Genomic DNA, 16,244 nt, shown 5'->3' with positions numbered 1-16,244 from the left:
TGTTTACTTTAGCCCAGCGGCACTACCGTTGAATTCTTTACTTCCGACATCACAAAAAAGCTGCTGATGTGCAGCGTTCCGGGTATCACTGATAACTGATCCTGATGGAAACGATTGTAGGTTTCCATATCCCGGCTAATAATCTTTAGCAGATAGTCGAAAGAGCCCGATACTCGGTTGCATTCCAGCACCTCCGGTAAGCCACGCACTGCGGCTTCAAATTCAGCAAAAGCGTCGCGCGTTTGTCGATCAAGCGTTACCTGACAATATACCATCAGGATATTCCCCAGCTTCTTTTTGTCAAGAATTGATACGTAGCGGTCAATAACGCCTTCACGTTCGAGCCGTTTGATGCGCTCATGAACCGGTGTTTTTGACAGATTGATTCGTTGCCCGATTTCCTGAATTGTCAGTCGGGAATTTTCCTGCAAAAGAGCCAGTATTTTTTGGTCAATCGCGTCTAATTGTACCATGACGAATTTTTTACGCTATAGGCCCAAATTTTAGCTATCGTTTAGACTATTTTCCCATAGCAGAACCAAAAATAATTCTTATTTCCTGATTAATCAGGTGGACTCAGAAAATGAAGCCATTTGATCTACCTTTGCAAAAGTTAATCACCAACATTTTAAGTCCCAAACGTCATGGTTATTGGTGTTCCGAAGGAAATCAAAAACAATGAAAACCGCGTTGCTCTGACACCAGCGGGTGTTACCGAACTTCGCAAATACGGCCACACTGTATATGTACAGGTCAACGCTGGCGAAGGCAGTGGCTTTGAGGACGAAGAATACATTGCAGCGGGTGCTACGATGCTTCCAACCATCGAAGAAGTATACGGCATTGCTGAAATGATCATGAAGGTCAAGGAGCCAATTGCGGCTGAGTACGACCTGATCAAAGAAGATCAGTTACTGTTCACCTATTTTCACTTTGCTTCGTCGGAAGAACTGACCCGAGCCATGCTGGCGAAAGGTGCTGTTTGTCTGGCTTACGAAACCGTTGAGCGGCCCGATCGTAGTTTACCGCTTCTGGTGCCTATGTCGGAAGTAGCGGGTCGGATGGCGGTTCAGGAAGGAGCAAAATACCTCGAAAAACCCCTGAAAGGACGTGGTATTCTACTCGGTGGCGTTCCAGGCGTAAAACCTGCCAACGTTTTGATTCTGGGTGGAGGAATTGTCGGTACGCAGGCGGCCAAAATGGCGGCTGGCTTAGGCGCTCACGTTACGATCATGGACGTTAGCCTACCCCGGCTCCGTTATTTGTCGGATATCATGCCACCGAACGTGCAGACGATGATGTCGAACGAATACAATATTCGCGAGATGATTAAAGTTTGTGACCTGATCGTTGGTGCGGTATTGATTCCGGGTGCAAAAGCACCACACCTCATCACCCGCGATATGCTGAGTCTGATGCGAGCGGGTACAGTACTGGTAGACGTAGCCGTCGATCAGGGCGGTTGCATTGAAACCTGCCGTCCTACAACGCACGAAGACCCGACATTCATCATCGATGGTGTTGTGCATTACTGCGTAGCGAACATGCCGGGTGCGGTTCCTTACACGAGTACGGTTGCGCTTACCAACGCTACCTTGCCTTACGCTTTGCAACTTGCAAACAAAGGATGGCAGCAAGCTTGCCGCGACAACATGGACCTGCAATTGGGACTTAACGTGGTTGATGGCAAAGTGGTGTACCAAGGCGTTGCTGATGCCTTCGGACTAGAACTTACGCCAGTGAGCCAGGTATTGATAGAAGAAACTGTTTAAAGCTACCACGGTCAACGATTTTTTTTGCCGGTTGAGCTTTGTTTACATATTACCCATTCATCGACAGACGTAGGTCGCTCTTTCACGGAGCGGCCTTTTTTTTCGTCACAGAAAGAGTGGCTACCCCAAAAGCTGCTTTACCAGCACTGCCCATTCATCCTCTAACGTTCCGTCAAAAAAAGAGGCTCCAGCACGACGGTACCAATAACCAGCGTTGAAGCGATCACCTTCTTTGCGATGTAGGTAGGCATGGAGACGGTCGTAGGCTTTTTCGCCTTCGCGAGCTTGCGCAATCTCATGCGCTTGTTCCCAGTCGCCGTTCGCATCGTACCAAAGCGCTTGTATCAGCGGAGGCAAGTCCGTTGGTGGTTGTGGCTGGTCGAGCGTAGCCGTAAACTGATCAAATGTCATATCCAGGAGAGATTGTTCAGGTTATCAATACCACGAATCGCGTAGGATACCGTTGAGTTGTTCGTAGGGAACCGTCACTTCAATCGGACCGACGGCGTAAGCGGCTATTTCGTACGGATTGTAATAAAAGATCAATCCACCCCGACCCACTGCAATGTTGGCAGGTAGAAAAAACTGACCGTCGCGCAGGAAATATCCCCGTTCTTCAAGATTGTATTGCGGTAGCAGATCCTGCTGTTTCCGAAACGCCTTTTCGACGACACCCAGCAACGCGGTGGTATCGGAAACCAGATCGTTTAGCGCCAGCGTCCTGCCCGTTTCCCGATCAAAGGTATAAAACGCCAGGTTTGAGTTCGGATGAGCCCCGCCCGTATAGGCGTACGTTTCGACCTTGACGGTAATGGCATTTGGGCTGGTATAAACCGTATCAGCCGTGGTTTTCAGTTCCCAGCAGCCGCCCAGCTTATCCATATCCTTCATCATGGCTTCGTAATCGGCTGCGAACAGGGTTGCTGCTTTACTGATATCGGTACGGGCTTCGGGATTGCGGGCAACGGTTGCGCTATCGAGCCAGCCCACAATACTGCCAACGCTGATGTGGCGCATGCTGTCATTGATCGTTCGAGCCACCTGCGAGTCTTCTTTGAGCAAGAAGTACGATACAGACACATCTACACCTTTGTTGAGTGAGGTGTCGCACTTACTTTCTCCGGTGAGATCGTACTGTTTGCGATCCAGTTCCGGTGGTCCCGATTTAAACCGATTACAAGCCGCAAAAAAAACTGTTGAACCGCAAAGCAACGCTGCGAAAAGATACTTCATGCAGGGAGTAAGTAATAAGTTGAGTAATTGGTTTACTGAGCAATCCGATGCATGAACGATAGTCTTGTCAATTGACCTACCCACCAACCAATGAAAAGGGCCTCACTACTTACAAACTTAATAAATCTTTAAATCGTATTGCCTGCCGACGACTTATTTCAATTTTATCCCCACCGCGTAATGTCACCAGCAATCCCCCACTAAACCAGGGTTCAATCTTTTCAATCCATTGCAGGTTGATAATATGCTTGCGGTTTGCCCGGAAAAAGGTGGCTGGATTCAGCCGATCTTCCAGCGCGTTGAGCGATTTGAGCACCAGCGGCTTTTGATCGTCGAAGTACAACCGAACGTAGTTGCCCATCGATTCAAACAAACGCACTTTGCCCAACTTTACAAACCAGCATTTCTCTCCGTCTTTCACAAATACCTGATCGTTCTCGCCCAGCACTTTGGAGGCAATACCGGCTATCGAATGTCCCTGAACTTCGCTGGCGTGCTGCTGTTCCTCTTCAACGCGATGAATGGCTTCCGAAAGGCGGGCTAATTCAACCGGCTTGAGCAGATAATCAAGCGCATTAAACTCGAACGCCTTAATCGCGTATTCATCATAGGCAGTCGTAAAAATCACCTCCGGCGTTTTACCTTCTATGGACTGTAGTAACTCGAATCCATTTTTACCCGGCATTTGTATATCCAGAAACAGCAGTTCAGGCTCCAGATCATCAATCATGGGCAAGGCTTCGTCGGCATTAGCCGCTTCACCGACAATCTGAATTTTGGGGAAGTTTTCCAGCAGCCGGCGCAATTCATTACGGGCCAGGCGTTCGTCGTCGATAATCAGGGTTTTCATAGATGTGTTTGCGGTTTATAGCGTATTGGCTTCTCGATAAGGTACCAATCGATGCTCTTAAAGCCTTTATGCAATAAACGATAGTAGTTCTTAGTTTTTTAATTTAGCCGCTTCTTCTCGGCGTCTGAACATTCCTTCCGACTGGGTCGGAATGCAGATTTCGGCGCAAACGACTGGTCCCTCGAAAGGGTTGTCTTCTTCCTGAAAAATATGAAAGGTAGCCTCGGGGCCATACAGCAACTCGAGTCGTTGCGCGGTATTTGCCAGACCAAAACCACCCGATGCTTCCTTGTCGCCCAGAACGCCGGTATTTCGGATAATGATATGCAGTTTATCCGCAACGATAGTCGATTGTACCTCGACAAAGCCCCCACCGACTGCCGTTGATACCCCGTGCTTAATGGCATTTTCTACCAGCGTTTGAAGCATCATCGGCGGCACCTGCCAAAATAATGTCCGGCTGTCCAGTTCAATGCGGGAAGTCAGGCGATCTTCATAGCGGACTTTTTCGAGAGCCAGATAATCTTCTACTGTCTTGATTTCTTCGCGCAACTCAACCGTTTTCCGGCGGTCGGCCAACAACGAATTACGAAGCAGATTGGAGAGTTGGGTGATGCCCTGCTGCGCTTTGGTCGGGTTTTCGTACACCAGCGCCCGAATGCTATTCAGTGCGTTGAAGACAAAGTGCGGATTAAGCTGCGACCGTAACACCTTTGCTTCGGTTTCCCGAATACTGGTTTTGAGCAAAATACGCTCAATTTCAGCGTTTCGGTTTTCTTCAACGTAGTGATAGGCCGTATAGCTAAGCACCCACGCAAGCATGTTCTTACCCCAGGTGAGCAGATAACCGATCGTCGGCCAGGGTTCTTCGATGAAGTATTGAGGGAAAAGCCGCCGATCGATGGGAATGTTAACCAGCGTCATGATCATGGCCAACACCAGTACCGACAGAAGTACGCGCGGTACGAGTTGAAAGAACGGAAGTCGCACCCAGTTCCAGCGCCGGATCATCAGGCGGTAAAGGTGCGTCAGGGTAATGCCCAGAAAAATATTCGCGATGGCCAGATACAGGGCTTCCGGGTCAAAGCCTGATTCCAGTACATAAGCCAGGTACTCCACCAGGATGAGGAGCGACCAGCCAAATAACTGGCAAAACCAATATATATTTTGTTTTGACGTGCTCATTCCATTTATCGTCCTTTTTCGGACAATAAGCGAATGTACAAGATTTTAAGGCAAAAAGCGGGAGAACTACATCAAAGGAAGCGACAAAGGAGGAAAGGGAGAAAAAACGGATAAAGGCCGCAGAACCATCTACCGCCTTCTTCCCTCTATATCCGTTTACGCATCCTAAGCCAACGCCAGCGTCAGCAAGTGTGATGTATCGTTCGCAATTTCTATCGTAAACGCTGCCGTATCGTAATCATACTGAAGCTTATACAGGCACAAATTGCTGTGTTCAAAGTGATCCATCATCGACAAAGGCCGATTGGTAAGCCAGCAGAGCAGAATACGCATGGCTCGTCCGTGCATAGCGACCAGGACGGTTTCTTCATCGGGATGCGATAAAATGCTATCGATAGCCACTTTCTGACGACTGACCACCTGGTCGGGACTTTCGCCCCCGTCGGTGGGTAACGCCGTATTACCAGACGACCACGCATCGATCAGATTGCGGTAATACTCGTTATCGATATTGCCCGGAACCTTACCTTCCATAACGCCCCAACTGATCTCGTTGAGACCCGTCAGCTTCTCGAACGGAATACCCAGTTCGATAAACGGCTCGGCCGTTTGAAACGTCCGTCGAAGACCGGAGATATAAATTTTCTGGAAAGGAACATGCTGATAGGCTTGAAAAAAAGCCATCGCCTGCGCGCGACCCATATCGTTCAGATCTGAGTCAACGCCACTCCCCTGCACCACACCCCGCCGATTATAATCGGTTTCTCCGTGGCGAATCAAATATATGGTTTTTTGTTGCAAGCCTTTAGCTTTGTCTTCCGTTGTATTCAAATGCAAAATTAAACAAATTTCGCTGCATTATGAAAGCAGGCTTTGACCTGAGTAACCTTGAGTTTGCCCATGCCGACTCGATTGTTAGACTGTTAGGTATTGAGTTTACAGAAGCGGGCGAAGGGTATCTGACCGCCCGTATGCCCGTCGATGCGCGAACGCATCAGCCGTTTGGCATCCTGCACGGGGGGGCATCGGTCGTTCTGGCCGAGTCGCTGGGAAGCGTAGCCTCGTACATGCTGCTCGACGATCCCGCGAAACAGCGTGCCGTTGGGCTTGAAGTCAACGCCAACCACATCCGTTCCGTGCGCGACGGGTGGGTATACGGACGCTGTACGCCTATTCACATCGGACGGACAACGCACGTCTGGGATATCCGGATCACCACCGAAGAAGGCAAACTGGTTTGCGTCAGCCGACTGACGATTGCGATCATCACGGATAAATCGTAATACCTCTAGCATCGAAACGAGGTGTCGGATTTCAGAACCCGACACCTCGTTTCGATGAACAACCCGGCCAATTCGGCTATTCCCAGCCGCCCCCCAGCGCCCGGTACAAATCGACCAGCGACAAAAACTGCGACCGCTTGGTGTCGATCTGCGCTAATTGCGCATCCAATACGCTACGCTGGGCCGTAATCACTTCCAGATACGTAGCGTATCCGTTCGTAAATAACTCGTTCGACGTGACAGCCGCGTTTTTTAGCATCGCCACTTCCTGCGTTTGTATATCCGCCACAGACCGGTAATTCTCCAACCCTTTCAGACTACTGACAACCTCGCTGACACCAGTGAGAATTGCTTTTTGGTAAGCAAAGTAAGCACCCCGACTTTGTGCAACGGAAGCCGCATAATTCCCTTTCAGCAACCGCCGGTTGAACACCGGAGCGGCTAATCCCCCCAATGCGCCGAGCGCCAACGATCCGGGGTTTAGGAGTGTAGCCGCCCGGAATGAATTTAACCCAATGTAAGGCGTCAGCGTCAGCGACGGCAGAAATTCGGCCTGAGCCACGGCTACGTCAATATTAGCCGCTTCCAGTTCGCGTTCAGCCTGCCGAATGTCGGGTCGGCGTCGTACCAATTGCGCGGGTAATCCGGCAACAACCGAAGCAGGCAATTGCTGATTTTCGATGGTCTGACCGCGCGAAATCGGTTGCGGATAACGCCCCAGCAATGCATTCAGCTGGTTTTCGGTTTCCACGATTTGTTGCCTCACCCGACCTTCCAGACTGCGCGTATTGAGCAGTTGAGCCGTAAATTGCTGAACGGCCAGCACCGTTACCCGACCCGCATCCTTCTGTACATTGACCAACTCAACCGCACGTCGTTGCAGGGCTTCGTTCTCTTCGATAATGTTCAACTCCCCATCCAGCGCAAGAAGCGTGTAATACAACCGGGCTACTTCGGCAGTGAGCGCCGTTACAACCAGATTACGTCCCTCCTGCGATGCCAACAGCCGTGTGTAAGCCGCCCGACGACGGTTGCGGAGCTTCCCCCAGATATCAATCTCCCAGGAACTGCGTAACCCCAGGAAAAAATCAGGGGTCGGGTTGGGAATCCGTTGCTGGTTGTCAATATTGCCCGACAGGTTTGTATCAAAATTACCGACGCCATTCAGCGTATACCGTCCGTACCGATCAAAACCAGCAGCAGCCACCGCATTAACACTCGGCAGCAACGCGCCCTGACTAACAACAAAGTTTGCCCGCGCTACCTCTATTCGCTGTACAGCCATTTTGAGATCCGGGTTTTGCGTTAGGGCTGTGTCAATCAGCCGGACCAGATACGGGTCCGAAAATAGTTTTGTCCGGTGCAGATCGCCGATACCGACCGAATCCGTACGGTTGATAAACGTTGCGGGCAATGGCACTCCCGGCGACCGGGAAGGCGTACGGACAGCCTGGCAACCGCTCAGACCGACCAGAAAAATGAATAGACTGTAGGTTAGACTATGTTTCTTGAAAGACTGTACGAGTGGCATTCGTTTTAATGGATTGTTGATTTGAACCCGTTTCCGATTCGTCATCGGTAGCAGACGTTTTCGACGGAAATCGCTGGGCTAGTTTAGCAAAGAGAATGTACAGGCCGGGGACGAGTACCAGTCCGAAGACGGTTCCGATAAACATACCCCCAGCAGCCGCTGTACCAATGGACCGGTTGCCTAATGCTCCGGCTCCTGACGCGATGCAAAGCGGAATCAGTCCGGCAATGAACGCTAACGAGGTCATTAGGATCGGACGCAAGCGCGTTACGGCTCCTTCAATGGCGGCATCCAGAATCGACAGTCCTTCCTGCTGACGCTGGTTAGCGAACTCGACAATCAGAATCGCGTTTTTTCCGAGCAAACCAATGAGCATCACCAGCGATACCTGTGCGTAGATGTTGTTTTGCAGCCCAGCCAGTTGCAGACAAACAAACGAACCGAAAATTCCGGCGGGCAGCGATAACAATACGGCAAGTGGCAAAAACAAGCTCTCGTATTGCGCTACCAGCAGCAGGTACACAAAGACTAGACAGATGGCAAAGATGTAAATGGCCTGATCGCCCGACAGTACTTCCTCCCGCGACATACCCGACCATTCGAAGGAATAACCACGCGGTAGTGTCTTATCGGCCACTTCCTGAACCGCGCGCAGGGCGTCGCCACTGCTATAACCGGACGCGGGATCGCCGTTGATCAGCGCGGAGGTGTACATGTTGTAGCGGGTAATCTGCTCTGGTCCGTACACCCGCTTCAGGCTGACGAAGTTCGAATAAGGCACCATCTCCCCCTCGTCATTTTTCACCCGTAGGTTCAGTACGTCTTCCGGTTTGGCCCGGTATTCGGGAGAAGCCTGCACCATCACTTTGTACATCTGCCCGAACCGAATAAAATTCGACGCGTAAAAACTGCCCATCAGCGTTTGTAAGGTATTCATCGCATTGTCAATGGACACACCTTTCTGGGCGGCCTTGTCCTGATCGACCTGCAACAGATACTGCGGAAAGCTCGGATCGAAGCTTGTAAAAGCACTGCTGATTTCAGGGCGCTTCTTCAATGCAGCAATAAAATCGTCAGCAACTTTCTTGGTTTTCTGTAAATCGCCGGAACCCGTACGGTCGAGCATACGAAGCTCGAAACCACTGGAATTACCAAAACCGGGAACCGTTGGTGGGGGAAAAAACTGGATACTCGCATCCTGAATGCCTCGTGTCTTTTCTTGCAGCGCGACAATTAAATCGTCCATCGTTTGCGTACGAGCGTCCCAGCTTTTCAGGTTGATCATACCCATTCCGTACGAAGCTCCGTTACCATCGGTCATCAGGCTGTAACCGGCCAGCGTCGATACGTTTTCAACGGCGTCCATCTTCGAAGCCACCCGCTGAATTTTGTCCAGTACATCTTCGGTACGTTTAACCGTAGCCCCAACGGGTGTCGTCACGTTCACGTAAATCATACCCTGATCTTCCGTCGGAATAAATCCACTCGGTAGAAAGGACGTGATGCCCCACGTACCAGCCGCGAAGAGCAACAACATGGCAACCGTCACCATACCTCGGCTGGCGATTCGCCGAAGTACTTTTTGATAGCGGCCAGTCAGCGCATCGAAACCCCGGTTGAAGCGGGCAAAAAACCGCCCAAGCAATCCTGTTGCTTCGTGTGCATGCGTCGGGCGTAACAGCAGGGCGCACAGAGCGGGCGTCAGCGTAACGGCGTTAATTCCCGAGATAACAATAGCGACGGCCAGCGTCAGCGAAAACTGCCGGTAGAAAATACCGACCGGACCCGACATAAACGCAACGGGTACAAACACCGCCGACATCACCAGCGTAATCGCGATCAACGCTCCGCTGATTTCCTTCATGGCGGCAAACGTAGCGGCTCTCGGCGACAGATGTTCTTCCGTCATTTTAGCGTGAACGGCTTCCACCACCACAATGGCGTTATCCACCACAATACCAATAGCCAGCACCAAGGCAAACAGCGTAAGCAGGTTAATCGAAAAGCCGATTGCACTCATGAAAGCAAACGAACCCACCAGTGCCACGGGCACTGCTAGTGCACAGATCAGGGTAGACCGCCAGTCCTGAAGGAACAGAAACACGACCAGAAACACCAGCACAAACGCTTCAATCAGCGTTCTCACTACTTCGTGGATAGACGCATCCAGAAAGCGCGACACATCGTATGCGAAGTTGTACGTCATGCCGGGCGGGAAGTTGGTTTTCTTTAATTCCGCCATCCGCGCTTTTACGTTGTTGATGACTTCCTGCGCGTTAGATCCCGGTCGTTGCTTAAGCATAATCGACGCCGATGGCCGCCCGTCCGTTTTCGACAATACATCGTAATTGAGCGATCCGAATTCGACGTCGGCTACGTCTTTCAGGCGCAGGATCGAACCATCGGATTCGGCCCGCAACACAAGGTTTTCGTACTGCTTCGGCTCGAAAAACTTACCGCTGTATCGAAGTACGTACTGAAGCATCTGCGGGGCTCGGTCAGCGCTCTCGCCCGCTTTACCGGGGGCCGCTTCGACGTTTTGTTCGCGAATGGCATCAACGACCTCGTCGGCCGATACACCGTAAGCCGTCATCCGGTCCGGTTTGAGCCAGACGCGCATCGAATACTGACGAGCGCCCATGATGGTAGCCACGCCTACGCCATCGATTCGTTTGAGCTCAGCCAGCACGTTGATGTCGGCGAAGTTGTAAATAAACTTCTCGTCAACGCTCGGATCGTTACTGAAAACGTTGAGGTACAGCAGCATACTGTTTACCTCTTTTTCCGTCGACACCCCGGCTTTGATCACTTCCTGTGGCAACTCGTCCAGCACGGTGGTCACGCGGTTCTGAACGCTCATGGCCGCCAGATCGGGGTCAGTGCCTACTTTGAAAAACACCTGCACCAGTGTTGTCCCATCGTTACTGGAGGTGGAGTTCATGTACACCATGTTAGGCACTCCGTTGATGGCCCGTTCCAGCGGCATCGCTACCGCTTTGGTAGCCACCTCGGCATTCGCTCCCGTGTATTTAGCCGTTACCGTTACGGAAGGCGGCACAATGTCGGGGAACTGCGTAATAGGCAAACCGACCAGTGCCAATCCGCCCAGCAGGGTAATCAGCACCGATATGACCGCCGACAGCAGCGGTCTTTTAATAAAGAGATTAAACATGTTTTAAGGTTTCGGTACACGATTTATAGCCCACAACGCCGTTTTGAGGTAGCTCCGGAGGAACCACACCAAAACGATGAAGCGATAAACCAGCGGCTGTAAACTAGGTTAGTGCTGTGCGAGCGTACTCTGTGAGTCCACACTATCGGCAGGAACGGCTTCGGGAATAATCTGCATGCCGTCGCGGATATTTTGAATACCCTCGTAAACAACCCGTTCGCCCGGTTGCAGCCCCGATTGCACCAGGTAATAATGATCGACCCGGCCCTGCGGCACGAAACTCCGCGATTTTACTTTATTCGCCTTGTCGACCACGTACACGTAGTTTTTGTCCTGTACCTCAAACACCGCTTTCTGAGGCACCAGCAATGCATCATCTACATCGTTTGCCAACCGAACCTTTCCCGAAGAGCCATGCCGAAGCAGCTTCTCGGGGTTTGGAAACCGCGCCCGGAAGGCAATCGTCCCGGCTCCTTCCTCGAAGACACTTTCAACCGTTTCGATTTTTCCCGTATGTGGGTACTTCGTATCATCGGCCAGCAACATCTCCACCGTCCGAACGCCCTGCTCCGGATTTTTGCGATGTTTCTTAACGTAAGACAGGTATTCTTTCTCCGACACGTCGAAGTACGCGTAGACCTCGCGGGTGTCGGATACCGATGTCAGCAAGGCTCCTTCTTCGATCAGACTGCCCATTTTAAACGGAATCCGGTTGATGACGCCGTCAAACGGTGCTTTGATACTGGCGTGCGACAATCGAAGGGAAGCATTGTCCTGCATGGAGCGCGCTTCGTCGATAGCCGCCCGCGCTGCATCCAGCTTCGCTTTAGCCAGTTCCAGTTCAGAGGGTGAGACAACATTTTTATCGACCAGTAATTTCACCCGGCCCAGTTCGACTTCGGCCGTTTTGGCACCAGCCATTGCACTTTTCAGGTTCGCTTTCGCTTTGTCGAGTTCGGCGCGGTATTCGGCTTCATTTAATTTAAACAGCAGTTGTCCCTGCCGGACAGGCTGCCCTTCATCGACAAAGATTTTTTCGAGGAAACCCGACACCCGCGCCCGTATTTCGACGTTCCGAACGGCTTCGAGCGTACCAACGTACTCTTTTTTAAGCGTCGTCGATTGGCGCGCCAGCTTGACAACGGGCAAGGTAAGCTTCTCGGCCTGATCGGTTTGCGTTTCCTGTTTTGTGCAACCGATCATTACCGCACCCATCATGAGCGCGGTCAACATCTCATAGTTTTTCATGGTTCTGAAGGTAGAATTGTACCTGTGTGCAAACAGTCCGGCCCGCCCACCTTTTCCGTGGTTGCCAGCAATTGATCGCACCAATTAATTTATAGTGAAGATTTAGTCAATAAGCACACACCGTACGGTGTGTATCGATCTGTTTTGGACCGAAAGCACAGTACGTTACTTGATTATCAACCAATCGTGAGCAGAAGCTATCCTAAGCCAGTACAAACGCGAACCGCTCTGGTTATACGGCGTACTGGGGAGGAGGAGACGTAATTTCGGGCACGTGCGAAGGCACATGCGCGGGTTTGAAGGGCACGGACTGCCGAATCAAATACCAATAACGCGCGGGTAAGGTCGTGAATACGAAAAGTTGATGAAAGAAGTAATCGTGTTCGACGTTGGTTACTTCGGAATCGTCGTCCGATTCTTCGTGTTCGGGAATGGCGTTCTCGAAACCGAAACATTCTTCCAGCAGCAGTTCGCCAAAACTTTCAATTTCGTTGATGGATAAATCTTCGCGTCGTTCGCCGGGATAGCGCGGGTGCGCGTATGGGTCGGGCGCGTCAATACTGACATTGATGACATGTAGAGCCATCAACAGGCAAAGAAACCGGTGCAGTATGACGTGACGTTGAAGCTTACCCATACACCCAATACGGTTGGTAGGTCTACAAATATAATCAGCGCCGGGAATAACCAATCTGAACGGACTCACCGAACGGTAAGATTGGCGGTATCGTTTTAGTTTTCCTTGTTATGCTACAATTTTGGCATTACTCAACCCGCTAAAATCAACGGTGAACTAGTATTGATTACTAGTTACTGGCAGTAAATAGTTTCCAGGGCGTGTCTTGTAAGGATGCAACAGCAATCTCCACCGTTTGACTGGTAACCGCAGTATTATCCGCATTTCGGTCAAGCGCGTCGATCTTAACCGCTTGAAATGTCGGCGTCGCTTCGGTATTACTTACGAACAAAACGCTTGTTGAAGACGTATTCTGCTCTGTAGTCAGTAAACTACTATAATCCAGAACCTGTTCGATGTGTCTGGTCGTTAACCAGTTGCGCAGCTTACTCGCGGTACTGGCCTGCATCCATTTTGCGGGCAACACATAAGCCAGATGTCCATCTGGTTTTAGCAGTCGCATTCCTAGTTCGACAAACAGGATGTACGGATCGGCCTTACTCGTATACGTGTTAGGGAACGCTTTTTGTAGGTACGGCTTGTACCGGCTAAAATCATCGGAGCGTGGGTAAACCGGACACCCGATCACAGCATCGAAACCCACGTAGTTACCAGCATCATCGAGAACGTCAGGAAATACAAACCGCCACTCAACCGCCTGCTGAAACAGCCATTGCTGGTTAGCGAGTGCCTGCTTACGAACCGCCAGTTGCTCATTCAGTTTGCGAAACCGGTCGTCGTTATCGACAAAATCAAACGTCAGCGTCGATTGCGCTAGTTTTGCTTCCATCCGCCTGATCAATGCGATTTCTTTCTGATCAGTGGGTAAAAGCAGCTTTATTGACTCCTCGAATGCGTTAATGCGAGTACGAGTCTCGGTGTCCCCGGCGTTATCATGCCTTTGTTTACGAGTCAATAAGTCGGCTTTGTATTGCTCAAGATCGACCTGAAGCTTTTCGCGCGCCGATAGGCTGCTCAGACTTTCTACCCGAAAATCAACGCTAATGCGCGACACCAACGAATTGCCTACGTTGCTATTCGGCGTGAGCCGCAAAGCTACGCCATCGGGTGAGTCATCCGCGTCGGATACCATTGTCCGGTTGACAAACTGGTCTTTTGGGACAGTAAGGTATTGCGGTTCAGCACTTGGCCGATATAGACTTTTTAGCAGTTCTATCCACAAACGAACCTGGTACGTTGCCACCGAACCAGGAGCACGATCTACTCCGAAAAGACAGTTTTCGATCAGCGTCTGCTTTTCGTGAAACATTGTTTTCTGAATCCGTTGCCGCTCGAAAGGCGAGTAGGCGGCATTGTCCTCTTCGGTTCCGGTATACGTGAACAGTTCACCGTCTTCGTTCGTCATCAGCAAATCACCATCAACGACACTTATTGCAAGCTGCGGCAAGCGTTGTCCGTTAATGTCAACGAGAATACCGAGTTCGGCTTTAAAAGCAATCAGTTCGTTGAGCGCCGAGAGTAAAAAACGTCCACTCCCTACGGCTGGATCGACAAGACGCAGGCTGTTGACAATTGTATTTAATCGAAGCAGCGCATCGGGTTGCGCATCACGAAAAAGACTTTTTAGCTCAGCAATGCTCGTCGCACCGCTCAGATTGGGAATAGAAGGATCGATCGATTCCGATAGCGTAGTGAACTTGGATAGTATCGCTCTACGGAGTGCCTCTTGAACCGTGTACGCCGTTACGGCGGCAGGTATGGGCAATGAGCCATTTCGATATTCGTTAAGCCGTTCGAGCGTTACACTAAGCGTAGCGGCACGAATGCTAGGCTTATCTGCGTCTACTACTTCAACAGACCCATCAGCCGAAAAGTCGTAAGCGTCCAGAAAAGTTAGCAAATAAGGCAGCGTCGCTAGCGATCCAGTCTGCGGCTCATTGGGCGAACTCCGCAAAGCGGTTTGTCCGAACAGCGGTAATTCGAGCGTAGCAGTAAGCGCATCGACCGTCAGCGTTTTTTGTTCGAGATCCGTTTTGTCGAATAAAGAACTGCCCAAGTGAGGAACGCGGCCAAAACGATTGATTGCATCTACGGAACGCTGTTCAACAGGTATGGTTAACGTGGCGAACAACTCACTCAACGAAGCGAAATTATCAATACATCGTACGCTCAGAAACGGGCGGGGCGGCTCATCCGGATAGCAATTGCGCAATTGCCCTGCCAGCACTTTAAGCAGAAAAATACGATTGATCCAGGTAAGGCATAGGTCAAGTCCAACGGCAAAAAGCTGCTCGTCTTCGTTGGCTCCGTAATCCGTCCAGTCGTCGCCCGATCCCAGTACGTTACGCGCCTGTAGCTGCTGAATCGTATCTTCCAGCAACGAGCCTTCTAACCGTTCGTCTTGGGGTAACCGGTCAATGCGCGGGCCAATCTTAGCCGTTGGCGTTTCCCGCAATCCAATTATCCACAGCAATTCATCGTAGAAGCGCTGATTGAACGAGCCGGTACCGTTATCGAATGGACGCTTTACCAGATGTTCCGGCGAAAGCAGTTTAAAAGCCGTTAATAAAGCGCGGTTACCCGGCTCGGAAACGCGATTGAGCGAGTCAGCCGTTTGGCGAAGGTTCAGGTACGTGACGGGGATTTCGGCGTCAAGGTCGCGTAAAATCCGGGCCGTTTCCGCAAAAAAGAAGGTGTTCTCTTTCTGTTGCTGCTGCTTGATCTGATACAGCTTTTTGAGCCGGGCATTGTTGTAGAAAAAACGGCGAAAATCGACTTCATCGAAAAGAAACCAGTTGTAAACGTCGGTGATAATCAACTGACGGATAACGGTAGGCTGATCGCGTTCAGCGTTTTCGAAGTAGTGCAGAATTAGTTCGTGCAGTGCCCTGACGTTGTTCTTAAGCGGTGTCATCATCTCACCGGCAAACACCTTTCTGGTTTCGACAACAACACTCGGCACCTCTACAGCCGACACGGACGCGCCGGACGACACCTTTTCAGTCGAAGCCTGCGTAACTGATTTTGGCTGAATACTAATATCAACTCCTTCCTGGGCACTCAGGTCGAATGCCTCCGCATCGAACACGTCACGCAGGAAATCAGCAACAATCGTTCGTTGATAGTCTTCGGACTCTTTTTCGTTTACCCGCGAAAACAAGCCTGCCAGTACCCGCCGGAATTTATCCATCTGCTCCCGCGTGACGGCCTGTCGAGCATAGGCTTTGTTGAGTGATTGAGCAGGTTTACGAAGTTGGAGCCTCATAAAGGCAAAGTTAGCTGTAAAGACAAAGGGACGGCGAACGTTGGGCGTACTTTTTAAGCCTTACCCGG

The 16,244-nt window shown here is 50.9% G+C and carries 13 protein-coding genes; 2 read left to right on the top strand and 11 right to left on the bottom strand.

Going from position 1 to position 16,244, the window contains the following annotated elements; all coding sequences use genetic code 11:
* Positions 1 to 8: 8 nt before the first annotated feature.
* Positions 9 to 473: an Lrp/AsnC family transcriptional regulator gene (locus M0L20_RS12885; RefSeq protein WP_248477348.1), complete on the bottom strand. Its 465-nt coding sequence runs from the start codon at positions 471 to 473 to the stop codon at positions 9 to 11.
* Between the two features lie 171 nt (positions 474 to 644).
* On the opposite strand from M0L20_RS12885, the gene ald reads away from it, so the two are divergent.
* Positions 645 to 1,772: an alanine dehydrogenase gene (ald, locus tag M0L20_RS12880; protein WP_232561378.1), complete on the top strand. Its 1,128-nt coding sequence runs from the start codon at positions 645 to 647 to the stop codon at positions 1,770 to 1,772.
* 120 nt (positions 1,773 to 1,892) lie between these two features.
* Here ald and M0L20_RS12875 read toward each other — a convergent pair whose 3' ends face one another.
* The 5 genes from M0L20_RS12875 to M0L20_RS12855 all read right to left on the bottom strand — a co-directional run bounded on the left by M0L20_RS12875 (position 1,893) and on the right by M0L20_RS12855 (position 5,841).
* Entirely contained in the window at positions 1,893 to 2,183 is a 291-nt protein-coding gene (locus M0L20_RS12875) for a hypothetical protein (RefSeq protein WP_248477347.1), read from the bottom strand.
* 24 nt (positions 2,184 to 2,207) lie between these two features.
* A complete protein-coding gene (locus tag M0L20_RS12870; RefSeq protein WP_248477345.1) occupies positions 2,208 to 3,005 on the bottom strand; it encodes a DUF3298 and DUF4163 domain-containing protein in 798 nt (265 codons plus the stop codon).
* A 109-nt stretch (positions 3,006 to 3,114) separates the two neighbouring features.
* Entirely contained in the window at positions 3,115 to 3,855 is a 741-nt protein-coding gene (locus M0L20_RS12865; protein ID WP_232561375.1) for a LytR/AlgR family response regulator transcription factor, read from the bottom strand.
* Positions 3,856 to 3,945: 90 nt separating this feature from the next.
* Entirely contained in the window at positions 3,946 to 5,040 is a 1,095-nt protein-coding gene (locus M0L20_RS12860) for a sensor histidine kinase (RefSeq protein WP_232561374.1), read from the bottom strand.
* Positions 5,041 to 5,205: 165 nt separating this feature from the next.
* Positions 5,206 to 5,841: a histidine phosphatase family protein gene (locus M0L20_RS12855; protein WP_232562799.1), complete on the bottom strand. Its 636-nt coding sequence runs from the start codon at positions 5,839 to 5,841 to the stop codon at positions 5,206 to 5,208.
* 59 nt (positions 5,842 to 5,900) lie between these two features.
* Here M0L20_RS12855 and M0L20_RS12850 point away from each other — a divergent pair, with 59 nt between their 5' ends.
* Entirely contained in the window at positions 5,901 to 6,323 is a 423-nt protein-coding gene (locus M0L20_RS12850) for a hotdog fold thioesterase (RefSeq protein WP_248477344.1), read from the top strand.
* Positions 6,324 to 6,399: 76 nt separating this feature from the next.
* On the opposite strand, the gene M0L20_RS12845 is transcribed toward M0L20_RS12850, so the two are convergent.
* The 5 genes from M0L20_RS12845 to M0L20_RS12825 all read right to left on the bottom strand — a co-directional run bounded on the left by M0L20_RS12845 (position 6,400) and on the right by M0L20_RS12825 (position 16,176).
* Positions 6,400 to 7,854 (bottom strand): TolC family protein, encoded by a 1,455-nt coding sequence (locus M0L20_RS12845; protein WP_232561372.1) that lies wholly within the window; start codon positions 7,852 to 7,854, stop codon positions 6,400 to 6,402.
* Positions 7,823 to 11,026, bottom strand: a complete 3,204-nt coding sequence (locus M0L20_RS12840; protein WP_248477343.1) for an efflux RND transporter permease subunit — start codon at positions 11,024 to 11,026, stop codon at positions 7,823 to 7,825. Before M0L20_RS12840 ends, M0L20_RS12845 begins: the two co-directional genes overlap by 32 nt.
* 108 nt (positions 11,027 to 11,134) lie before the next feature.
* The gene (locus tag M0L20_RS12835) at positions 11,135 to 12,274 is read right to left on the bottom strand and encodes an efflux RND transporter periplasmic adaptor subunit (RefSeq protein ID WP_248477341.1); all 1,140 of its coding nucleotides are present in this window, start codon (positions 12,272 to 12,274) and stop codon (positions 11,135 to 11,137) included.
* Positions 12,275 to 12,506: 232 nt separating this feature from the next.
* Positions 12,507 to 12,911 (bottom strand): hypothetical protein, encoded by a 405-nt coding sequence (locus M0L20_RS12830; RefSeq protein ID WP_232561369.1) that lies wholly within the window; start codon positions 12,909 to 12,911, stop codon positions 12,507 to 12,509.
* Positions 12,912 to 13,080: 169 nt separating this feature from the next.
* Positions 13,081 to 16,176: a DUF7149 domain-containing protein gene (locus tag M0L20_RS12825; protein ID WP_248477340.1), complete on the bottom strand. Its 3,096-nt coding sequence runs from the start codon at positions 16,174 to 16,176 to the stop codon at positions 13,081 to 13,083.
* Positions 16,177 to 16,244 lie beyond the last annotated feature (68 nt).

It is taken from the genome of Spirosoma liriopis (genome assembly GCF_023196085.1).
Taxonomy (GTDB): domain Bacteria; phylum Bacteroidota; class Bacteroidia; order Cytophagales; family Spirosomataceae; genus Spirosoma; species Spirosoma oryzicola.
Note: the sequence above shows the minus strand (reverse complement) of the source record. Positions and strands in the feature narration are given on the sequence as shown.